General features: G+C 69.7%; 20 protein-coding genes. 18 read left to right on the top strand and 2 right to left on the bottom strand.

Features of this window, described 5'->3' with window-relative positions:
• Positions 1-38: 38 nt before the first annotated feature.
• A complete protein-coding gene (locus tag G6N35_RS08880) occupies positions 39-725 on the bottom strand; it encodes an LppM family (lipo)protein (RefSeq protein WP_163803921.1) in 687 nt (228 codons plus the stop codon).
• A 40-nt stretch (positions 726-765) separates the two neighbouring features.
• Positions 766-1,365: a GNAT family N-acetyltransferase gene (locus G6N35_RS08875; RefSeq protein WP_163807563.1), complete on the bottom strand. Its 600-nt coding sequence runs from the start codon at positions 1,363-1,365 to the stop codon at positions 766-768.
• A 271-nt stretch (positions 1,366-1,636) separates the two neighbouring features.
• Between G6N35_RS08875 and G6N35_RS08870 the strand changes: the two genes are divergently transcribed.
• The 18 genes from G6N35_RS08870 (at position 1,637) to G6N35_RS08785 (ending at position 21,803) form a co-directional block, all read left to right on the top strand.
• Positions 1,637-2,044: an SCO2097 family morphological protein gene (locus tag G6N35_RS08870; RefSeq protein WP_163803920.1), complete on the top strand. Its 408-nt coding sequence runs from the start codon at positions 1,637-1,639 to the stop codon at positions 2,042-2,044.
• 328 nt (positions 2,045-2,372) lie between these two features.
• Positions 2,373-2,804 carry a division/cell wall cluster transcriptional repressor MraZ gene (gene mraZ / locus G6N35_RS08865; RefSeq protein WP_163803919.1) on the top strand — a complete coding sequence of 144 codons (432 nt, stop codon included), beginning with the start codon at positions 2,373-2,375 and terminating at the stop codon, positions 2,802-2,804.
• Positions 2,779-3,939 carry a 16S rRNA (cytosine(1402)-N(4))-methyltransferase RsmH gene (gene rsmH / locus G6N35_RS08860; RefSeq protein WP_163803918.1) on the top strand — a complete coding sequence of 387 codons (1,161 nt, stop codon included), beginning with the start codon at positions 2,779-2,781 and terminating at the stop codon, positions 3,937-3,939. The genes mraZ and rsmH overlap by 26 nt, the downstream gene beginning before the upstream one ends.
• Entirely contained in the window at positions 3,936-4,985 is a 1,050-nt protein-coding gene (locus tag G6N35_RS08855; protein WP_163803917.1) for a cell division protein FtsL, read from the top strand. The genes rsmH and G6N35_RS08855 overlap by 4 nt, the downstream gene beginning before the upstream one ends.
• Positions 4,982-6,916: a peptidoglycan D,D-transpeptidase FtsI family protein gene (locus G6N35_RS08850; RefSeq protein ID WP_163803916.1), complete on the top strand. Its 1,935-nt coding sequence runs from the start codon at positions 4,982-4,984 to the stop codon at positions 6,914-6,916. The genes G6N35_RS08855 and G6N35_RS08850 overlap by 4 nt, the downstream gene beginning before the upstream one ends.
• Before the next feature lie 40 nt (positions 6,917-6,956).
• A complete protein-coding gene (locus tag G6N35_RS08845) occupies positions 6,957-8,501 on the top strand; it encodes a UDP-N-acetylmuramoyl-L-alanyl-D-glutamate--2,6-diaminopimelate ligase (RefSeq protein WP_163803915.1) in 1,545 nt (514 codons plus the stop codon).
• Positions 8,498-9,973: a UDP-N-acetylmuramoyl-tripeptide--D-alanyl-D-alanine ligase gene (locus G6N35_RS08840; RefSeq protein WP_163803914.1), complete on the top strand. Its 1,476-nt coding sequence runs from the start codon at positions 8,498-8,500 to the stop codon at positions 9,971-9,973. The genes G6N35_RS08845 and G6N35_RS08840 overlap by 4 nt, the downstream gene beginning before the upstream one ends.
• Positions 9,970-11,049, top strand: coding sequence for a phospho-N-acetylmuramoyl-pentapeptide-transferase (gene mraY / locus G6N35_RS08835; protein WP_163803913.1), 1,080 nt, complete (start codon positions 9,970-9,972; stop codon positions 11,047-11,049). The genes G6N35_RS08840 and mraY overlap by 4 nt, the downstream gene beginning before the upstream one ends.
• A 1-nt stretch (position 11,050) precedes the next feature.
• The gene (gene murD, locus G6N35_RS08830) at positions 11,051-12,511 is read left to right on the top strand and encodes a UDP-N-acetylmuramoyl-L-alanine--D-glutamate ligase (protein WP_163803912.1); all 1,461 of its coding nucleotides are present in this window, start codon (positions 11,051-11,053) and stop codon (positions 12,509-12,511) included.
• A 5-nt stretch (positions 12,512-12,516) separates the two neighbouring features.
• Positions 12,517-14,199, top strand: coding sequence for a putative lipid II flippase FtsW (gene ftsW / locus G6N35_RS08825; RefSeq protein ID WP_163803911.1), 1,683 nt, complete (start codon positions 12,517-12,519; stop codon positions 14,197-14,199).
• A 23-nt stretch (positions 14,200-14,222) separates the two neighbouring features.
• Complete coding sequence (murG, locus tag G6N35_RS08820) at positions 14,223-15,359, top strand: undecaprenyldiphospho-muramoylpentapeptide beta-N-acetylglucosaminyltransferase (protein ID WP_281357068.1); 1,137 nt, start codon at positions 14,223-14,225, stop codon at positions 15,357-15,359.
• On the top strand, positions 15,356-16,795 hold the full coding sequence (murC, locus tag G6N35_RS08815) for a UDP-N-acetylmuramate--L-alanine ligase (protein WP_163803910.1): 1,440 nt from the start codon (positions 15,356-15,358) through the stop codon (positions 16,793-16,795). Before murG ends, murC begins: the two co-directional genes overlap by 4 nt.
• Complete coding sequence (locus G6N35_RS08810; protein ID WP_407664522.1) at positions 16,792-17,811, top strand: cell division protein FtsQ/DivIB; 1,020 nt, start codon at positions 16,792-16,794, stop codon at positions 17,809-17,811. Before murC ends, G6N35_RS08810 begins: the two co-directional genes overlap by 4 nt.
• Positions 17,812-18,017: 206 nt before the next feature.
• Positions 18,018-19,181 (top strand): cell division protein FtsZ, encoded by a 1,164-nt coding sequence (gene ftsZ / locus G6N35_RS08805; protein ID WP_163803909.1) that lies wholly within the window; start codon positions 18,018-18,020, stop codon positions 19,179-19,181.
• Between the two features lie 34 nt (positions 19,182-19,215).
• Positions 19,216-19,923, top strand: a complete 708-nt coding sequence (pgeF, locus tag G6N35_RS08800) for a peptidoglycan editing factor PgeF (protein WP_179967332.1) — start codon at positions 19,216-19,218, stop codon at positions 19,921-19,923.
• Complete coding sequence (locus tag G6N35_RS08795; RefSeq protein WP_163803907.1) at positions 19,920-20,657, top strand: YggS family pyridoxal phosphate-dependent enzyme; 738 nt, start codon at positions 19,920-19,922, stop codon at positions 20,655-20,657. Before pgeF ends, G6N35_RS08795 begins: the two co-directional genes overlap by 4 nt.
• 63 nt (positions 20,658-20,720) lie before the next feature.
• Complete coding sequence (locus tag G6N35_RS08790) at positions 20,721-21,389, top strand: cell division protein SepF (protein WP_163803906.1); 669 nt, start codon at positions 20,721-20,723, stop codon at positions 21,387-21,389.
• 114 nt (positions 21,390-21,503) lie between these two features.
• On the top strand, positions 21,504-21,803 hold the full coding sequence (locus G6N35_RS08785; RefSeq protein WP_163803905.1) for a YggT family protein: 300 nt from the start codon (positions 21,504-21,506) through the stop codon (positions 21,801-21,803).
• Positions 21,804-21,989: the final 186 nt, after the last annotated feature.

Below are 21,989 nucleotides of genomic sequence, written 5' to 3'. Positions count from 1 at the left end.
TTGCCCTACCGATGCCGCACTCGCCCGCTTCGCCGGGGCTATTCGTCACCCTGGTCAGCGCTGGCGAACCGGGGGGACTGGTCCCTGCTGTGCCAGGCGAGGGTGCCGATGATGCCGGCGACGACCAGCGCGCCGAGGCCCAGCCACAGGGCCGCGGCGGTGAACGACCGGGTGCTCGGATCGGTGACCCGGGCCTGGGCGCTCATCGTGGACACCACGCCCGGTTTGAGCTTCCACTCGACGACGTCGGAGTCGATCCGGTCACCATTGGTCGAGGTCACCTCGCCGGGGAAGGAGACGGTGAACTGGACATCGGCGTCGGGGTCGTTGACGTTGGTGAGGTCGACGCGGCCCTCCAGGATCACCAGGTTGCCCGCCCGGCGCAGCGAGACGTCCACCCCGGTGGCGTCCCGGTTCAGGTTGGCCAGCTGCGGCACCTCGCCGAAGCTCAGATCCGAGAACACCGCCTCGGACCCGACGTAGTCGTCGGAGGTGTACTTCGAGACGGCGATCTTCTGGCTGAACGGCACGTTGAGGTCGAACTGCGGTCCCTGGTCGTCGCTGTTGCGAGCCTTGGTCGCCGCGACGATCTGGCCGGAGACGCGGTCGTCGGGGGAGACCGTGATCGAGGCGTGGACGCGGATGCAGCCGACCATCAGTGGTGCCACGACGAGCAGCAGCAGGGCCAGCGCGCGCACGCGCGGGCGGTGTGATCGGTTGCGCACGAGGGGTATCGTGCCAGACCCCGCCCGGTGGCGTGCCGTCTCACAGCGGCAGGGCGCGTCCCAGGATCGCGAACGCCCGCGGGTCACCGGCGAAGTGGTAGCCGCGGATCACGTCGACGAAGCCCAGCCGCCGGTACAGCCGCCAGGCGCGATTGGCTTCGCCGAGGATCTCCGGAGTGGACAGCAGCACGTTGGCCTCGGGGCGGCCGGCCAGCAGCCGGCGTGCCAGTGCCTCGCCAAGGCCGCGGCCCTGCGCCCCGGGATGGATGTGCAGCTCGGTCAGTTCGAAGTAGCTGCTCATCAGCCCGCTGATCTGTTCGGCGGGCACACCGACGCGCTGCAGGCCGGAGACGACCTGTTGTTGCCACCACTGATCGGGTGCCCCGCAGTAGCCGTAGGCGATCCCGAGCAGCGGTGCCGCCCCCAGCTCGGTGGCGGTGGGCTCGGCGGCGGCGGGGGTGTCGGTCTGCACCGCGGCGACGGCCTTCCAGCCCTGCCTGCGGGTGTGTTCCAGCCACATCGACGCGCGCTGGCCCTCGGTCCCGCGTGGATAGCGCATGGCGTCGACATAGACCGACAGCGCCTCGGGAAGACGGCGTTGCATGTCGTCGGGCGACAGGTCGATGAGGAATGTCGCCAACGCCCAGGGGCCTCTCGTCGCGTGCTGATCGGTCATGGTTCTCCGCCATTATCTTCGGTCCCGGCGGCGGACCGGCGCCGCTACTGGTGACGGCGAGCTGACATCACTGCGGTGGTGGCCGAACATCCCCAGGACACAGCTACAATCGGGTGGACCAACTAGGTGGTACGGCGCACCTTCACCTCGTATCATGTGGTTAGTTGCCCGGCATATGCTGGGCAGCCATGTCTTATCGCCAGAAGTGACCCGCCGTGTCGGCAAGGAGGGACGTATGCCACTCTCCGATCATGAGCAGCGCATGCTCGATCAGATCGAGAGCGCTCTCTATGCCGAGGACCCGAAGTTCGCCTCGAGTGTTCGGGGCGGCACGCTGCGGGCTCCGTCGACGCGCAGGCGACTCCAAGGTGCCGGTCTGTTCGTCGTCGGGCTGGCCATGCTGGTGGGCGGGGTGGCATTCAAGGCCACGATGATCGGAAGTTTCCCGGTCCTGTCCGTGCTCGGGTTCCTGGTGATGTTCGGTGGTGTCGTCTTCGCGATCACCGGTCCCCGGCTGCCCGGCGGCCGCGACGGTGGTGTCGCCGGCCCGGGTCCGTCCGGGGCGCGGCAGCGCCGGGTGAAGGGTTCGGGTTCGTTCACCAGCCGTATGGAGGACCGCTTCCGGCGTCGTTTCGACGAGTGACAGCGCGTTCGCTGACGGGGTAGCCACACCGGCTGCCCCGTTTTTTTGTGTGCTCCGGGCGACGCGCAGCCGTGGTGGGGGATGGCCCCACGACCGGGCTGGTGGGCGCGGTGTTGGTGGGCCTTCCCCCACCACGCCCCACTGACGTCTGAGCTGCTCTTTTCTGGTTCCGCCGTGGGTCTTTGCGGGGGTCGTTCTGGTTGAAGGTGGGACAAGGTGGTGGAAGGGACGCAAAATGCCCGTCAATGGTGGAGCAAAGTGGGGGATTGTGGGGTATCGTGGCGGCTAACGGAGTGAAGGAGGCTCCGGGGCGGCAGGAGGTACGGGGATGTTTCTCGGTACCTACACGCCCAAGCTCGATGACAAGGGGCGGCTGACGCTGCCCGCCAAGTTCCGCGACGCGCTGGCAGGAGGGTTGATGGTCACCAAGAGCCAAGATCACAGCCTTGCGGTCTACCCGCGTGCGGAGTTCGAGCAGCTGGCCCGGCGGGCCGCGCAAACCTCGCGGAGCAATCCCGAGGCGCGTGCCTTCCTCCGTAACCTCGCGGCCGGCACCGACGAGCAGCATCCCGACTCCCAGGGCCGGATCACCCTGTCGGCCGACCACCGCCGCTACGCCAACCTCTCCAAGGAGTGTGTGGTGATCGGCGCGGTCGACTTCCTGGAGATCTGGGACGCCCAAGCCTGGCAGGAATACCAGGAGACCCACGAAGAGAACTTCTCCGCGGCCAGCGATGAAGCCCTCAGCGACATCATCTGACCTGGCCCGTGCACCGTGGCCTCTGCCCGAACCGACCCTGGCGTACTTCCCCAACGCCAGGTTCGCGATCCCGGGCAGGGACCTCGATGCAGGGGCACCGTCTGACCTACCGGGAGGTTCCGTCGTGGTTGACACCCCCGACCACGGACACGTCCCCGTCCTGCTGGACCGCTGTGTCGACCTGCTCGCCCCCGCGCTGACCCGGCACGCCGCCGACGGCTCCGGTGCGGTGCTCGTCGACGCCACTCTCGGGGCAGGCGGCCACGCCGAACGCTTCCTCACCCAATTCGGCGGTCTGCGCCTGATCGGTCTGGACCGCGACTCCACCGCGCTGGCCAATGCCGGCCTGCGGCTGGCCCCGTTCGCCGACCGCATCACCCTGGTTCACACCCGCTACGACGGAATCGCGGACGCACTGGCCGAAGCCGGTTGCGCGGCAACCGATTCGATCGACGGAGTGCTGTTCGACCTGGGCGTCTCCTCGATGCAGCTCGACCAGCCCGAGCGTGGCTTCTCCTACGCCAAAGATGCACCGCTGGACATGCGGATGGATCCCGAGGCGCCGCTGACCGCCGCGGAGATCCTCAACACCTACGATCGCGGTGAGCTGACCGACATCCTGCGCCGGTTCGGCGAGGAGAAGTTCGCCCACCGGATCGCCGGGCTGATCGTCGAGCGCAGGCAGCGGGCCCCGCTGACCACGACCAGCGAACTGGTCGAGATCATCTACCAGGGCATCCCCGCCCCGGCCCGGCGTACCGGCGGGCACCCCGCCAAGCGGACGTTCCAGGCGCTCCGGATCGCCGTGAACGCCGAACTGGACTCGCTCAGCGCGGCGCTGCCCGCCGCGCTGGCCGCCCTGCGGCCCGGTGGCCGGGTGGTGGTGATGGCCTACCAGTCGCTGGAAGACCGCATCGTCAAGACCACCTTCGCCGCCGCGACCGCCTCCCGCAGCCCGGAAGGGCTGCCCGTCGAACTGCCCGGCTACGAGCCGGAATTCACGGCGATCACCCGCGGTGCCGAGCGGGCCGATGCCGAGGAGATCGAACGCAATCCGCGCAGTGCGCCGGTGCGGCTGCGGGCCGTGGAGCGTGTGGCGACCAGCAACCCGGGACGTGGAGGGAACAAGTCATGAAGGTCGGGCGCAAGGCCGCTGGTCCCGCGGATCGCGAAAAAGGCAAGAGGGTCGGCGCGAAATCCGGCGCCACCGCGACGCGACGTCGGCCCACCGAGACCGCAGCCCGCGGCAGCCGGCCCCGCGGCACCGCCGCGGTCCGTCCGTCCGAACCCCGCGCCCTGCGGCAGGGGCCGCAGACCGCGCCGATGCCACGGCCCGTCGAGCGGTCGGCAAGGCCCAAGACCACCAGCCAGGCAAAGGCTCGCGCAAAGGCGCGAAAGGCCAAGGCGCCCAAGGTCATTCGGACTCCACTGCGGGAACGGCTGATCGCCCGGCTGGTCACCCTCGACCTTCGGCCGCAGACATTGATGGCGAAGGTTCCCTTCGTCGTGCTGGTCATCGGTTCCCTGGCGGTGGGCCTGGGCGTCACGCTGTGGCTGTCCACCGACGCCGCACAGCGCTCCTATCAGCTGGGCAATGCCCGGGCCACCAATGAGGCACTCAGCCAGCAGAAGGAAGCCCTCGAGCGTGATGTCCTCGAAGCCGAGTCGGCCCCCGCGTTGGCCGAGGCGGCGCGCAACCTCGGGATGATCCCGTCCAAGGACACCGCACACCTGGTGCAGGACCCGTCCGGGAACTGGATCGTGGTGGGCAAGCCCAAGCCCGCCGAGGGTGTCCCGCCACCGCCGCTGAACACCAAGCTGCCCGACGACAAGCCGCCGGCCCCGCCGGCGCCCGCCCCGCCGCCGGCCCCGGTCCCGGGTGGCGCCGAGGTGCCGACCCGGATCACCCCGCTGGGCGGTCAGCCGCCCGCCGGGTCGGAGGTTCCGGTGCACCTTCCGTCGCCCACCGCGGCCCTGCCCGGGCCGCCGGCCACTCCAGGTCTGACCCTCGTGCCGGTGGACCCGCAACTGGCGGCCGCTCCCGCGGCGGCACCGCCGGTGACCGCACTGCCGCCGGCGCTGCCGCCGGCCGTGCCTGATCAAGCCGTGACACCCGCGGCTCCGGTCGCCCCCGCCGTGCCCGCAGCGCCCGCCGTACCGTTGGCCGGAGGAGCCCAGTGAGCCGCAACCCCCAACCCGGCTCCCGACCGGCGCCCCGCCGGCAGCGTGCCCAATCGGCCCGACAGACGGCCGAGGTCGGCCACTCCGCCAGCGCCCGCCGCACCCGCCAGGCCACCGAAACCGAGTCGCGCACCGCGGCATTCGGGTTCCGGCACCGGGCGGGCCATGTCGTGATCGGAACCGCGCTGCTGATCGCGGCCGCGCAGCTGTTCAACCTGCAGGTGCCCAAGGCGGCCGGCCTGCGCGCCGAGGCGGCAAGCCAGCTGAAGGTCACCGACATCGAGAAGGCCGTCCGCGGCAGCATCGTCGACCGCAACTTCGACAAGCTGGCGTTCACCATCGAGGCCCGGGCACTGACCTTCCAGCCCACCAGGATTCGCAAGCAGCTGACCGAGGCCAAGCAGGCCTCGCCGTCGGCTCCCGATCCGGACAAGCGGCTGATGGAGATCGCCAAGGACGTCTCGGCCAAGCTCAACAACAATCCCGACACCGCCACGCTGCTCAAGAAGCTGCGCAGCAACGAGTCGTTCGTCTACCTGGCCAGGGCGGTCGACCCGGCCATCGCCTCGGCGATCGTCAAGAAGTTCCCGGAGGTCGGCGCCGAGCGCCAGGACCTGCGCCAGTATCCCGGCGGTGCGCTGGCCGCCAACATCGTCGGCGGGATCGACTGGGACGGGCACGGCCTCCTCGGGCTGGAGGACGCGATGGACTCCCAGCTTTCGGGCACCGACGGATCGATCACCTACGACCGCGGCTCCGATGGTGTGGTGATCCCGGGCAGCTACCGCAACAAGCACGATGCTGTCAACGGCGCCACCGTCCAGCTCACCCTCGACGACGACATCCAGTTCTACGTCCAGCAGCAGGTCCAGATGGCCAAGGACAACTCCGGGGCCAAGGACGTCTCGGCCGTGGTGCTCGACGCCAAAACCGGTGAGGTGCTGGCGATGTCGAACGACAACACTTTCGACCCCAGCCAGGACATCGGCCGGCAGGCCGACAAGCAGATGGGCAACCTGGCCGTGACGTCCCCCTACGAGCCGGGATCGGTCAACAAGATCGTCACCGCGTCGTCGGTGATCGAATACGGTCTGTCCAATCCCGACGAGGTGCTGCAGGTTCCGGGGTCGATCAACATGGGCGGCGTGACCGTCAATGACGCCTGGAGCCACGGTGTCATGCCCTACACCACCACCGGTGTGTTCGGAAAGTCGTCCAACGTCGGCACGCTGATGCTGGCGCAGCGGATCGGCCCGGAGCGCTACTACGACATGCTCGGTAAGTTCGGGCTCGGCCAGCGCACCGGTGTCGGCCTGCCCGGCGAGAGCGCCGGTCTGGTTCCGCCGATCGACCAGTGGTCGGGCAGTTCGTTCTCCAATCTGCCTATCGGTCAGGGCCTTTCGATGACGCTGCTACAGATGACCGGCATGTACCAGGCGATCGCCAACGACGGCGTCCGGATCCCGCCGCGCATCATCAAGGCCACCATCGCCGCGGACGGCTCCCGCACCGAGGAGGCCCGGCCCAACGGCATCAGGGTGGTCTCCCCGGAGACCGCCCGCACCGTGCGCAACATGTTCCGTGCCATCGTCCAGCGCGACCCGATGGGCTATCAGCAGGGCACCGGTGCGCCGGCCGCCGTGGACGGCTACCAGATCGCCGGCAAGACGGGCACCGCCCAGCAGATCAACCCGGCCTGCGGCTGCTACTACAGCGACGTCTACTGGATCACCTTCGCCGGGATGGCGCCCGCCGACGACCCGCGGTACGTGATCGGAATCATGATGAACGCCCCGCAGCGGAACCCGGACGGCTCGCCGGGACACTCCGCGGCACCGTTGTTCCACAACATCGCGGCCTGGTTGCTCCAGCGTGAGAACGTTCCGCTGTCTCCGGACCCCGGTCCGCCACTGACCCTGCAGGCGATGTAGTAGCCGGGCCACCGGCCCGGCTCGGTAGGGTGTCAATCCGATGACCAACCCGTTGCGGCCCCGTACGACGCCCGCAGTGGCACTGCCGACGCTGGCCACCCGGATCGGCGCTGTACCGGCTGCCGGCGGCGCGGTCCCCGACGTCCGGATCACCGGTGTCACGCTGCGCGGCCAGGAAGCCCTACCCGGCGACCTCTTCGCGGCGCTGCCCGGCTCGTCCGCGCACGGCGCAACCTACGCCGGCGACGCGCTGCAACACGGCGCGGTGGCCATCCTCACCGACGCCGACGGGCTGGCCGTCATCCACCGCGGACTCAACGACCCTGCCCCGGTGCCGGTGCTCGTGCACGCCAACCCGCGGGCCGTCCTCGGTGAGCTGGCCTCGGCGGTCTACGGCCACCCCTCCGACCGGGTCGTCGTCCTGGGCGTCACCGGCACCTCCGGCAAGACCACGACAACCCACCTGATCGAGGCCGGGCTGCGCTCGGCGGAGCGGGTCCCCGGGCTCATCGGCACGGTCGGGGTACGCATCGCCGGGCAGGACGTGCCCAGTGCGCTGACCACGCCGGAGGCCCCGGCCCTGCAGGCCCTGCTGGCGGTGATGGCCGAACACGGGGTGGACACCGCGGTGATGGAGGTGTCCAGTCACGCCCTCGAACTCGGTCGGGTGGACGGAATCCGCTTCGCCGCAGGCGGATTCACCAACCTGTCCCGTGACCACCTCGACTTCCACCCGACCATGGAGGCGTACTTCGAGGCCAAGGCCAAACTGTTCGACCCGGCCTCGCCGGTGCATGCCGCGCTGTCGGTGGTGTGCGTCGACGACGACGCAGGCCGGGCGATGGCCCGCCGCGCCGCCGAGGTGGTGACGGTCAGTACCGAGGGTCACCCGGCCGACTGGCAGGCCCAGGACATCGTCGTGCTCGACAGCGGCGTGCAGGAGTTCACCGCCAAGGATCCGGCCGGTGTGCACCACCGGCTGCGCATCCGCCTGCCCGGGCGCTACAACGTCGCCAACACGCTGCTGGCGCTGGCCCTGCTCGACGCGGTCGGGGTGTCACCCGAACAGGCCGCGCCGGGGCTGCGGGACGCGGCGGTGCCCGGGCGCCTGGAAGCCGTCGAGCGCGGGCAGGACTTCCTGGCCGTCGTCGACTATGCGCACAAGCCCGGCGCACTGCAGGCCGTGCTCGAGACGCTGCGCCGGCCGGGTTCGCGGCTGGCGGTGGTGTTCGGGGCCGGGGGAGACCGCGACCCGGGCAAGCGTGAGCCGATGGGCCGGATCGCCGCCGAACGTGCCGATCTGGTGGTCGTCACCGACGACAACCCGCGTAATGAGGATCCGGCGGCCATCCGCGCGGCCATCCTGTCCGGTGCGGCCCAGGCCGGCACCGGCGTAGAGGTGGTCGAGATCGGGGACCGCCGCGCAGCCATCCGGCACGCGGTGGCGTGGGCGCGCCGCGGCGACGTCGTGGTGATCGCCGGCAAGGGGCACGAGAAGGGGCAGACCGGCGGCGGCCAGACCCGGCCGTTCGACGACCGCGAGGAACTGGCACTCGCACTCGAATCGTTGGAAAGCACATCATGATCCCGTTGAGCATCGCCAGGATCGCCGAGATCGTCGGCGGAGAACTCGCCAACATCGGCCCGGACGAGGCAGCGCAGCGCCAGGTGACCGGCACCGTGGAGTTCGACTCCCGCGCCGTCACCGCGGGCGGACTCTTCCTGGCGTTGCCCGGTGCCCGCTCCGACGGCCACGACTTCGCCGCGGCCGCGGTGGCGGCCGGTGCGGTGGCGGTGCTGGCCGCCCGCCCGGTCGGTGTTCCGGCCATCGTGGTGCCGCCGGCCTCGGCAGCCGATGCGAATGCCGGGGTGCTCGAACACGACACCGACGGCTCGGGGGCGGCCGTGCTGGCCGCCCTGGCCAAGCTGGCCTCGGCGGTGGCCGCCGAGCTGGTCGAGGGCGGGCTGAAGATCATCGGCATCACCGGCTCCTCGGGAAAGACCTCCACCAAGGATCTGATCGCCGCGGTACTGCGTCCGCTCGGTGCGGTGGTGGCCCCGCCCGGCTCGTTCAACAACGAACTCGGCCACCCGTGGACCGTGCTGCGCGCCACCACCGACACCGATTTCCTGGTGCTGGAGATGTCCGCCCGCCACCCCGGCAACATCGCCGCGCTCGCCGCCATCGCGCGCCCGTCGATCGCCGCCGTGCTCAACGTGGGTACCGCCCATCTCGGCGAGTTCGGCTCGCGGGAGATCATTGCGGAGACGAAATCCGAACTGGTGCAAGCGCTTCCGGAGTCCGGTGTGGCGGTGCTCAACGCCGATGATTCGTTTGTCGCAGCGATGGACGCCAAGACCGTCGCCCGCGTGGTGCGGGTGGGCCGCACCGAGGGTGTCGACCTGCGGGCGCAGGATGTCGAACTCGACGAGTTGGCCCGGGCCCGGTTCACCCTGCGCACGGCCACCGACTCGGTGCCGGTTGCGCTGGCCGTGCACGGCGAGCACCAGGTGAGCAACGCGTTGTCGGCGGCAGCGATCGCGCTGGAGTGCGGCGCCGACCTGACTCAGATCGCCGACGCCCTGGCCGGTGCCGGCCCGGCGTCGCGGCACCGGATGGAGGTGCGCACCCGCGCCGACGGTGTGACCGTGGTCAACGACGCCTACAACGCCAATCCCGATTCGATGCGGGCCGGGTTGCAGGCGCTGGCAGTCATGGCGCGGTCGCAGTCCAGGAGAAGAAGTTGGGCGGTGCTGGGCGAGATGGGTGAACTCGGCGAAGACTCGATAACCGAGCATGACCGCGTCGGCAGGCTTGCGGTGCGCTTAGATATCAGTCGACTCGTCGTCGTCGGAACCGGGAGGCCTATGAGCGCCATGCACCACGGGGCGGTCATGGAGGGTTCCTGGGGTTCGGAATCCGTCATGGTCCCCGACGCCGACGCTGCCCTCGAACTGCTGCGCGCCGAGCTGGCGCCCGGTGACGTGGTGCTGGTCAAGGCCTCCAATGCCGCGGGCCTGGGAGCGCTGGCCGAGGCTCTGGTGGCCGATACATGAGACTGATCCTCATCGCCGTCGGCATCGCGCTGGCGGTGTCGATCCTGCTTACCCCGGTGCTGATCCGGTTGTTCACCAAGCAAGGATTCGGCCACGAGATCCGGGAAGACGGTCCGCCCAGCCACAAGACCAAGCGCGGCACGCCGTCGATGGGTGGCGTGGCGATCATCGCCGGGATCTGGGCCGGATACTTCGGCACCCACCTGGTCGGGCTCGCGATGGACGGTAGCGGCCCATCGGCCTCCGGGTTGCTGGTATTGGGCCTGGCCACGGCGCTGGGCGCAGTGGGTTTCATCGACGACCTGATCAAGATCCGGCGCTCCCGCAACCTCGGGTTGAACAAGACCGCCAAGACGGTCGGCCAGATCACCGCCGCCGTCCTGTTCGGCATCCTGGTGCTGCAATTCCGCAACTCCGACGGTCTGACCCCGGGCAGCCCCGAGCTGTCGTACGTGCGCGAGATCGCCACGGTGACGCTCACCCCGCTGCTGTTCGTGCTGTTCGTCGTCGTGGTGGTGAGCGCCTGGTCGAACGCGGTGAATTTCACCGACGGCCTGGACGGGCTGGCCGGCGGCAGCATGGCGATGGTCAGCGCCGCCTACGTGCTGATCACCTTCTGGCAGTACCGCAATGCCTGCGCGACGGCCCCGGGGCTGGGCTGCTACAACGTGCGCGACCCGCTGGATCTCGCACTGATCGCCGCCGCGAGCGCGGGCGCGTGCATCGGGTTCCTCTGGTGGAATGCCGCACCGGCCAAGATCTTCATGGGTGACACCGGTTCGCTGGCGCTGGGCGGAATCATCGCCGGCCTGTCGGTGACCAGCCGTACCGAGGTGCTCGCCGTCGTGCTCGGCGCCCTGTTCGTGGCCGAGGTGACCTCGGTGGTGGTGCAGATCCTGGCGTTCCGCACCACCGGCCGCCGGGTGTTCCGAATGGCACCGTTCCACCACCACTTCGAGTTGGTGGGCTGGGCGGAGACGACGGTGATCATCCGGTTCTGGCTGCTCACCGCGATCGCGTGTGGCCTGGGGGTCGCTCTGTTCTACGGCGAGTGGCTCTCGGCCATCGGCGCCTGAGATGACGAGCCTGCAGGCGCTGGCGCCCGGCGCGCGGGTGCTGGTCGCCGGAGCCGGAATCACCGGCCGTGCGGTGGTCGCCGCGCTGGCCACTCTGGACGTGCACATCCAGGTCTGCGACGACAGCGCCGACGCGCTGAACACGTTTTCCGCGAACGGGATCGGGGTCATCGAGCCGCAGCGGGCCATCGCCGGCATGGACACCGTCGACCTGGTGGTCACCAGCCCGGGTTTCCCGCCCACCGCGCCGGTACTGGCCGCTGCCGCCGCGGCCGGGGTGCCGATCTGGGGTGACGTCGAACTGGCCTGGCGGCTGGATACGGCCGGTCACTACGGGACACCGCGGCGCTGGCTGGTGGTCACCGGAACCAACGGCAAGACGACCACCACCTCGATGCTGCACGCCATGCTGGTGGCCGACGGCCGCCGCGCTGTGCTGTGCGGCAACATCGGTGACCCGGTGCTCGATGTGCTCTCGCAGCCCGCTGACCTGCTGGCGGTGGAGCTGTCCAGTTTCCAGCTGTTCTGGGCGCCGTCGCTGCGCCCGGAGGCGGGGGCGGTGCTCAACATCGCCGAGGATCACCTGGACTGGCACGGCAGCTTCGCCGGCTATGCCGCCGCCAAGGCCCGGGCACTGGCCGGCCGGGTGGCGGTGGTCGGACTCGACGACGCCCCGGCGGCCGCGCTGCTGCCTGCTGCTCCCGCACCGGTGAAGGTCGGATTCCGGCTCGGTGAGCCCGGGCCCGGCGAACTCGGGGTGCGCGACGGCATGCTGGTGGACCGTGCGTTCGCCGATGACCTGGCGCTGGCGCCGGCCGCCTCGATTCCGGTGGCCGGTCCGGTCGGGGTGCTCGACGCACTCGGTGCCGCCGCGCTGGCCCGGTCGGTGGGGGTGCCGGCCGCCGCGATCGCCGAGGCGCTGGCGGGTTTCCGGGTCGGCCGGCACCGCGCCGAGGCCGTCGGCGTCGTCGACGGCGTGCAGTACGTCGACGATTCGAAGGCCACCAATCCGCATGCCGCACAGGCGTCGGTCCTGGCCTACCCGCGGGTGGTCTGGGTAGCCGGCGGCCTGCTCAAGGGTGCCTCGGTGGACGAGATGGTCACCCGGGTGGCCGACCGGCTGGTCGGCGCCGTGCTGATCGGCCGTGACCGCGCGGTGGTTGCCAAGGCGTTATCGCGACACGCACCCGATGTCCCCGTCATCCAGGTTGTGACGCGGGAGGATGCTGGGGTGCAAGGGACTATTGAGTCAGATGTTGCTCATGGGACTCGACTGGTCGACGGCTCCGGACCAGGGCTCGGAGCGCGGGTGATGACCGAGGTCGTCGCTGCCGCCGCCAGCCTGGCCCGCCCGGGTGACACGGTGCTGCTGGCCCCTGCCGGTGCGTCGTTCGACCAGTTCGCCGGTTACGGCGACCGCGGGGACGCGTTCGCTGCGGCCGTGCGCTCCGCGTCTCGGTAGCGGTCATGGCCAACACCATCCTGTCCCGGCTACGGCGTCGGGGCGGCGAGAGCACCGAGGGTGCCGAAGTCGACGCTGCTGACAGTGTGGCCACGAGCACGCCCGACGGTGATGCCGCGACGGGTGCCGTCGCGGTCGCCACGGCCCAGGCCCCGGCCAAGCTCCGGTTCGTTCCGCACAAGAAGTTCGGCACCTGGCTGAACCGTCCGATGACGTCGTTCCACCTGATCATCTCGGTGGCGGCGTTGCTGGTCACCCTCGGCCTGACCATGGTGCTGTCGGCCTCCGGCGTGCACTCCTACGACGAGGACGGGTCGCCGTGGGCGATCTTCGGCCGCCAGGTGTTGTGGACCTGCGTGGGGCTGCTCGGGTTCTGGGTGGCATTGCGCGTGCCGGTGGCCTTCCTTCGCCGCACGTCGTTCTTCTCGTTCGCGGTGACGATCGTGTTGATCACGCTGGTGCTGATCCCGGGCATCGGACACGAATCCAACGGTTCGCGGGGCTGGTTCGTCGTGGCAGGGCTCTCGATGCAGCCCTCGGAGCTGACCAAGATCGCATTCGCCATCTGGGGTTCGCATCTGCTGGCGACCCGGCGGATGGAACGGGCGTCGTTGCGGGAGATGCTCATTCCGCTGTTGCCTGCGGCGGTGATCGCGCTGGCGCTGATCGTCGCCCAGCCCGACCTCGGCCAGACGGTGTCGCTGGGCATCATCCTGCTCGCCATGCTGTGGTACGCGGGCCTGCCGCTGAAGGTGTTCCTGTCCTCGGTGCTGGCTGCGGTCGCCGCCGCGGCGGTCCTGGCGGTCTCCGCCGGATACCGCTCCGATCGGGTGCGGTCCTGGCTGGATCCCAGTGCCGACGCGCAGGGCTCGGGCTATCAGGCCCGTCAGGCCAAGTTCGCGCTGGCCAACGGTGGGGTGTTCGGTGACGGGCTGGGCCAGGGCACCGCGAAATGGAACTACCTGCCCAACGCGCACAACGACTTCATCTTCGCCATCATCGGCGAGGAACTCGGCTTTGTCGGGGCCTTCGGCCTGCTGGCGTTGTTCGGCCTGTTCGCCTACACCGGGATGCGGATCGCCAAGCGCTCGGCCGATCCGTTCCTGCGGCTGCTGACCGCCACCGCCACGATGTGGGTGATCGGTCAGGTGTTCATCAACGTCGGTTACGTGATCGGCCTGCTGCCGGTCACCGGGATCCAGCTGCCGCTGATCTCCGCCGGTGGAACATCAACGGCCACAACACTTTTCATGATCGGGTTGATGGCCAACGCGGCCCGGCACGAACCGGAGGCGGTGGCCGCGCTGCGGGCCGGCCGCGAGGACCGGATGAACCGGCTGCTGCGGTTGCCGATGCCCGAGCCCTACGTGCCGTCGCGGACGGAGGCGCTTCGCGATCGGCTGCGCTCCCGTCCGGAGAGTGCCAGGCCGGCCAAAGCGGCCAAACCGGCCAAGGCTGCCAAGCCGGCACGATCGGCAAAGCCGGCCAGGAAAGCGGCCGCACAACCCGACAAGAAACCCACCCGTGGGCGTGCCGCGGTACCCGCCAAAACGAGGACGGCCGAGCGACCCACCCGGCGCTCAGGGCATCATGGTGATGCTTCGCCTCGCGCGGCGCAGCGATACGGCAACCACGGAGCCGGCCAGCCACGGCGGTCCCGCACATTGGAAGGTCAGCGTTACGGGTGAGTGTCTCTGGAGTCGACGGCAGTGTGCAACGCGGCGACTCGGGCAACAACAGCAGTGACAGTGGCGCGTCGATCTCGGTCGTTCTGGCCGGCGGCGGGACCGCTGGACATGTCGAACCCGCGATGGCCGTCGCCGACGCGCTCAAGGCGCTCGATCCCACCGTGCGGATCACCGCCCTGGGCACCGCCCGCGGATTGGAGACCCGGCTGGTGCCGGACCGCGGCTACGACCTCGAACTCATCACGCCGGTGCCGTTACCCCGCAGGATCAACGCCGACCTGTTCCGGCTGCCGCTGCGAGTTCGGCGGGCGGTGCGTGAGACCCGGGCGGTGCTCGACAATGTCGGCGCCGACGTCGTGATCGGGTTCGGCGGGTACGTCGCGGTGCCGGCGTATCTGGCCGCCCGGCGTACCCATGTTCCGGTGGTGGTGCATGAGGCCAACGCCAGCGCCGGGGTGGCCAACCGGGTCGGTGCGCGCAGCGCTCGCCGGGTGCTGGCCGCGGTGCCGGACTCGGGGCTGGCCGGTGCCGAGGTGGTCGGCATGCCGGTGCGCGCCTCGATCACCGAATTGGACCGGGCGGCGTTGCGCGCGCAGGCCCGGGCCCACTTCGGGTTCGCCGAGGATGCCACGGTGCTGCTGGTGTTCGGTGGCTCCCAGGGCGCGGCCTCGATCAACCGTGCCGTGTCGGCGGCAGCGGGTGACCTGGCCGCTGCCGGCATCTCGGTGCTGCACGCCCACGGTCCGAAGAACACCCTGGACCTGCGCACCCCGCAGCCGGGCGACCCGCCCTACGTCGCGGTGCCCTACCTCTACGAGATGAACCTCGCCTACGCCGCGGCTGATCTGGCCATCTGCCGTTCGGGTGCGATGACGGTGGCCGAGGTGTCGGCGGTCGGGCTGCCTGCGGTGTACGTGCCGCTGCCGATCGGCAACGGTGAGCAGCGGCTCAACGCGCTGCCCGTGGTCAACGCCGGTGGCGGCCTGCTGGTCGCCGACGCCGACCTCACCGGCGAGTTCGTCGGCCGTGAGGTCGTCGGCCTGCTCACCGACGCCCCGCGACTGGCCGCCATGACCGCGGCGGCCGCGCAGGTCGGTCACCGCGATGCCGCCCGCCGGGTCGCCGAGGTGGCTCTCGACGTCGCCAGGGCCGGCCGATGAGCGCCGCAAAGAGCCTGCCGCCGGAACTGCAGCGGGTGCACATGGTCGGCATCGGCGGCGCCGGGATGTCCGGGATCGCCCGCATCCTGCTCGATCGCGGGGGACTGGTGTCGGGCTCGGATGCCAAGGAGTCCCGGGGCGTGGTGGCGCTGCGGGCGCGCGGCGCCCAGATCAGCATCGGCCACGACGCGGCCAACCTGGACCTGCTGCCCGGCGGCCCGACGGCGGTGATCACCACGCACGCCGCGATTCCCAAGACCAACCCCGAGCTCGTCGAGGCCGCCCGCCGCGGTATCCCGGTGATCCTGCGCCCGGTGGTGCTGGCCAAGCTGATGGCCGGTGACACGACGCTGATGGTCACCGGAACCGCGGGCAAGACCACGACGACGTCGATGCTCATCGTGGCGTTGCAGCACTGCGGGTTCGACCCGTCGTTCGCGGTCGGGGGTGACCTGGGCGAGGCGGGAACGAACGCGCACAACGGCAGCGGCCCGTACTTCGTCGCCGAAGGCGACGAGAGCGACGGCTCGCTGGTGGAGTACCAGCCCGACATCGTCGTGGTGACCAATGTCGAAGCCGATCATCTGGACTTCTTCGGCACTGAAGCGGCTTACGTCCAAGTCTTCGACGCGTTCATGGAACGGTTGCGACCGGGTGGCACCCTGGTGGCCTGTGCCGACGACCCGGGGGCAGCGGCACTTGCCGATCGCACGGCGGCCAAGGGCATCGCGGTGCTGCGGTACGGCAGCGCCGGACACGGCGATCTGGACGCCGAGCTGGTCGACTGGGTCCAGCAGGGTACGAGCGCGGTGGCGACGGTGCAGCTGGCGGGGGAGACCAACCCCAGAGCGATGCGACTGGCCGTGCCCGGGCGGCATATGGCGCTGAACGCGCTAGGGGCTCTGCTCGCGGCCACCCGAGCCGGTGCGGAACCAGAACTCGTGCTCGAGGCGCTTGCCCAATTCGAAGGTGTCCGTAGACGATTCGAGCTCATCGGGATCGGCGCCGGGGTGCGGGTGTTCGATGACTACGCCCACCACCCGACGAAGGTCACCGCGGCGCTCACGACGCTGCGGGGGCTGGCGCAGGAGACCGGCGGACGCGCCATCGTCGTCTTCCAGCCCCATTTGTATTCCCGCACAAAGACTTTCGCGCGTGAGTTCGGCGCCGCCCTGGACACCGCCGACGAGGTGTTCGTGCTCGACGTGTACGCCGCGCGGGAACAGCCGCTGGCCGGTATCAGCGGGGCGACAGTCGCCGAGTACGTCAGCGTGCCGGTGCGCTATGTGGCGGACTTCTCGGCGGTGGCCGCTCGGGTGGCGGATGCGGTGCGGGGCGGCGACGTCGTGGTCACCATGGGTGCCGGCGATGTGACCATGCTCGGCCCGGAGATCCTGGCCGCGATCCAGGACAAGGTCGGCCGGGAGGTGCGGTGACCGAGCCGCAACCGCCCGCCCCTGATTCGCCGAAACCGACGTCTGGGCGCGAAACCGCGAGTGAGGACGTGCAGAACGTCGATCTCGACGACGACATAGCCACCGCCGCCGCTCCTGACGCCGCGCCGGAATCGCCGGGCACCGACGACGCCGGGGACACTGACGACGCCGGGGACGCCCTGGATACCGACGAGTCCGATCTCGAGGGCCCGCGCCGCCGGGCCCGCCGGGAGCGGGCCGAACGCCGCGAGGCCCAGGCCCGGGCTCGGGCCATCGAGGAGGCCCGCCGCGAGGCCAAGCGGCGTGTCAGCAGTCAGCAGGACGAGGCGCCGAAACAGTTGGGCCGCAGGACTGTTCGCGGGCTACGGCTCCTGGTCTGGCTGATCGTGCTGAGCGTCGTCGGTGTCGGTCTCGGTCTGATCCTGTACTTCACCCCGGTGATGTCGGCACGCTCGCTGGTGATCACCGGTATCGGAGCGGTGACCCGCGAAGAGGTGGTGGACGCGGCCAAGGTCCGGACCGGCACCCCCCTGCTGCAGATCAACACCGACGCGGTGGCCGATCGGGTGGCCGGTATTCGCCGGGTGGCCAGTGCGCGCGTGCAGCGCGAGTACCCCTCGACCCTGCGCATCACGATCGTCGAGCGCGTCCCGATCGTGGTGAAGGACTATCCGGACGGCCCACACCTGTTCGACAAGGACGGCGTCGACTTCGCCACCGCGCCGCCGCCGCCGGGGCTGCCCTATATCGATGTCGACAATCCGGGGCCCAACGATGAGCCGACCCGCGCCGCGCTGGAGGTGATGACGGCGCTGAGCCCCGACGTGGTCGGGCAGGTGAGCCGGGTGGCCGCGCCGTCGGTGGCCTCGGTGACGTTGACGCTGACCGATGGCCGCACCGTGGTGTGGGGGACCACCGACCGTACCCAGGAGAAGGCCGAGAAGCTCGCGGCGCTGCTGACCCAGCCCGGTCGGACCTACGACGTGTCGAGCCCGGACCTGCCGACCGTCAAGTAGTCATGGTTGCCGGCGTGATCGACATCGCGGGAAATTTCGACCGCGACACGTCGGCGCGCCTCCCCAATACGGCGCGGACCGGCCATACCGTTCTGGTTGCGCGGAACTACTTGACATAACTCTAAGCCTTAGGTTGAGGTTGAGGGTTTGCAGAGCAGGGAGTGTCGCGCCCACCCCGATCCCCACCAGGGAGGAAAGACGAGACGATGACCCCCCCGCATAACTACCTCGCCGTTATCAAGGTCGTTGGCATCGGTGGCGGCGGTGTCAACGCCGTCAACCGCATGATCGAGCAGGGACTCAAGGGCGTGGAGTTCATCGCGATCAACACCGACGCCCAGGCGCTGTTGATGAGCGACGCCGACGTCAAGCTCGACGTCGGCCGCGACTCCACCCGGGGCCTTGGTGCCGGCGCGGACCCGGAGGTCGGCCGCAAGGCCGCCGAGGACGCCAAGGACGAGATCGAGGAACTGCTGCGCGGCGCGGACATGGTCTTCGTCACCGCAGGTGAGGGTGGTGGCACCGGTACCGGCGGCGCGCCGGTGGTGGCCACCATCGCCCGCAAGCTCGGCGCGCTCACCGTCGGCGTCGTGACCCGCCCGTTCTCCTTCGAGGGCAAGCGCCGCTCGAACCAGGCCGAGGCCGGCATCACCGCCCTGCGCGAGAGCTGCGACACCCTCATCGTCATCCCCAATGACCGGCTGCTGCAGATGGGCGACGCCAACGTCTCGCTGATGGACGCCTTCCGCAGCGCCGACGAGGTGCTGCTCAACGGCGTGCAGGGCATCACCGACCTGATCACCACGCCCGGCCTGATCAACGTCGACTTCGCCGACGTCAAGGGCATCATGAGCGGCGCGGGCACCGCCCTGATGGGCATCGGCTCGGCCCGCGGCGACGGCCGCGCGCTCAAGGCCGCCGAGATCGCGATCAACTCGCCACTGCTGGAAGCGTCGATGGAAGGCGCCCAGGGCGTGCTGATGTCCATCGCCGGTGGCAGCGATCTGGGTCTGTTCGAGATCAACGAGGCCGCCTCGTTGGTCCAGGACGCCGCGCACGCCGAGGCCAACATCATCTTCGGCACCGTCATCGACGATTCGCTGGGTGACGAGGTCCGGGTGACGGTCATCGCCGCCGGCTTCGACGCCGCCGGTCCCAGCCGCAAGCCGGTTGTCGGCGCGGCGCCGTCCGCCACCGGCTCCGGCATTGCGCAGGGGGCAGCGGGCAAGCTCAGCTCGTCGCTGTTCGATCCGATCGACGCGGCCAGCGTGCCCGCTCCGACCAACGGTGCCACCGTCCGGATCGGTGGCGGCGACGATGGCGGCATCTCCGACGACGACGTCGACGTGCCGCCCTTCATGCGGCACTGACCGCCGCCCGTCACGCGACCGGATACTGGGTCCTGTGACTGTTCGCATCCGCCGGGTGACCACTACTCGGGCCGGCGGAGTTTCCAAACCGCCGTTCGACACCTTCAACCTCGGCGACCACGTCGGCGACGATCCTGCCGCGGTCGCCGCGAATCGGGCCCGGTTGGCCAAGGCCGTCGGGTTGCCGCCGGATCACGTGGTGTGGATGAACCAGACCCACAGTGATCACGTGGCCGTCGTCGACGCACCACGCACCGAGCCGATCGACGACACCGATGCCTTGGTGACGACGACGCCGCGACTGGCGCTGGCCGTGGTGACAGCCGATTGTGTGCCGGTGTTGATGGCCGATGCCCGGGCCGGGGTGGTGGCCGGGGCACATGCCGGACGGGTCGGCGCGGCCAACGGTGTCGTGCTGCGCACCCTGGAGGCCATGCTGGCCGCCGGCGCCCGGACCGAGGACATCTCCGTGCTGCTGGGTCCGTCGGTCAGTGGGGCCAACTATGAAGTACCGGACGCCATGGCCGCCGAGGTCGAAGCCCGCCTGCCCGGCAGCCGGACCACCACGGCGCGGGGGACCGCCGGGCTGGATCTGCGCGCCGGGATCGCCCGCCAATTGCAGGCCGCGGGTGTCAAGGCCATCGACATCGACCCGCGCTGCACCGTGGCCGACAAGAATTTGTTCAGCCACCGCCGTGGCGCGCCGACCGGCCGGCTGGCAGCTCTGGTGTGGATGGAATGAGCGACCGCGAATCGGATCTGGCCGCGGCGCTGGCCGGGCTACGGGACCGGCTGACCGCCGCCGCGCAGGCAGCCGGGCGCGACGCGGCAGACGTGGAGCTGCTGCCGATCACCAAGTTCTTCCCGGCCAGTGATGTGGCGATCCTCTGGCGGTTGGGGTGCCGCAGTTTCGGGGAGTCGCGCGACCAGGAGGCCTCGGCCAAGGTGACCGAGCTGCAGGCCCTGACGGCAGCCCAGGGCGTGCGCTGGCACATGGTCGGCCAGATCCAGCGCAACAAGGCCAAACACATTGCGGCATGGGCGGATACGGTGCACTCGCTGAGCGCCCCGAAAGTCGTGACCGCACTGGACCGCGGTGCCCAACAGGCCATCGAACACGGTCTGCGGACCGGTCCGGTGAAGGTCTTCGTGCAGATCAGCCTGGACGGGGACACCGAACGCGGTGGGGTGGACATCGGTGATCCGGCCGCCGTCGACGCGATCTGCGACCAGGTGGCCGACGCCGAGGGGCTGTCGCTGATCGGACTGATGGCCGTCCCGCCGCGCGGTGCCGACCCCGACACCGCGTTCGCGGCACTGGCCTGCGAACACCGCCGCGTGCTGCACCGGCATCCGGAGGCCACCGAACTGTCCGCCGGGATGTCCGGTGACCTGGAAGCCGCAGTGCGACACGGTTCGACGTGTGTGCGTGTCGGTACAGCGCTTCTGGGACAACGTCCTCTAACGTCTCCCTGAGTAGTCACTCCAGTCACATCTTCATCACAGACACCGAACTTCACGCTCTAGAAGGGTCCAGCGATGAGCACTCTCCACAAGGTCAAGGCCTACTTCGGGATGGCCCCTATGGACGATTACGACGACGAGTACTACGACGACGACGATCGCGGCGCCAGCCGCGGCGGCTACCCGCGTCGCGGTGAGCGCTTCGCCGAGGACACCTACGAGCGTCCCGGCCGGTACGACGACCGGGATCCTCGCGGCGCCCGGGAATACGACGACCCGCGCGAGGCCGACTACGCGCCGACCGGAGGCTTCCGCGCCCCCTATGCCGAGGAGCCGCGGTTCCGCTCGCGCGAGTTCGACGACATGCCGCGCCCTTCGCGGTTCGGTTCGCTGCGCGGTTCCACCCGCGGCGCGCTGGCGATGGACCCTCGCCGGATGGCCGAACTGTTCGAGGCGGGCAGCCCGCTGTCGAAGATCACTACGCTGCGCCCCAAGGACTACAGCGAAGCCCGCACCATCGGTGAGCGGTTCCGCGATGGTCAGCCGGTGATCATGGACCTGGTCTCGATGGACAACGCCGACGCCAAGCGGCTGGTGGACTTCGCCGCCGGTCTGGCCTTCGCCCTGCGTGGCTCGTTCGACAAGGTCGCCACGAAGGTCTTCCTGCTGTCCCCGGCTGACGTCGACGTCAGTGCCGAGGAGCGCCGCCGGATCGCCGAGGCGGGCTTCTACAGCTATCAGTGACTCAGCCGACATCCGGCGCCGCCCGTCTACTAGGTAGGCTGGCGGCGTCGCGCTGGAGTCACCCCAGCGATGTCGGCAATGTCACATCCGCTGCTGAGTAAGGACCGGCTTTAGTTGGCGCTGTTCTTCGAAATCCTGGGTTTCGCGCTGTTCATCTTCTGGCTGCTGCTCATCGCCCGGGTCGTCGTGGAGTTCATCCGCTCCTTCGCCAGGGATTGGCATCCGCGTGGCGTCACCGTGGTGGTCCTCGAGGCGATCATGACCGTCACCGACCCTCCGGTGAAGCTCCTGCGCCGGCTGATACCGCAGCTGACGATCGGTGCGGTGCGCTTCGACCTGTCGATCATGGTGTTGCTGCTGGTGGCGTTCATCGGGATGCAGCTGGCGTTCAACGCGGCGGCTGCGGCGGCCTGATCAAGACCGCGCAGACTACTCCGGAAGTTCACGAAACGGGGTGAGGCGCGCCGAGCGGAGAGGGCGGAAAGTTTGAAATTCGCTCTTAATTATTGGTCTCGCGCGCAACCGACGGTTCTGGTGTGACAGGATGGACGCCAGTTACAGTACGGAACGATGAACGCGACATGCGTTCTTCTACACTTT

The organism is Mycolicibacterium anyangense, from assembly GCF_010731855.1.
In the GTDB taxonomy this organism is placed as follows: Bacteria; Actinomycetota; Actinomycetes; order Mycobacteriales; family Mycobacteriaceae; genus Mycobacterium; species Mycobacterium anyangense.
The sequence above is the reverse complement of the archived record's forward strand: the minus strand, read 5'-3'. Positions and strand labels throughout refer to the sequence as shown.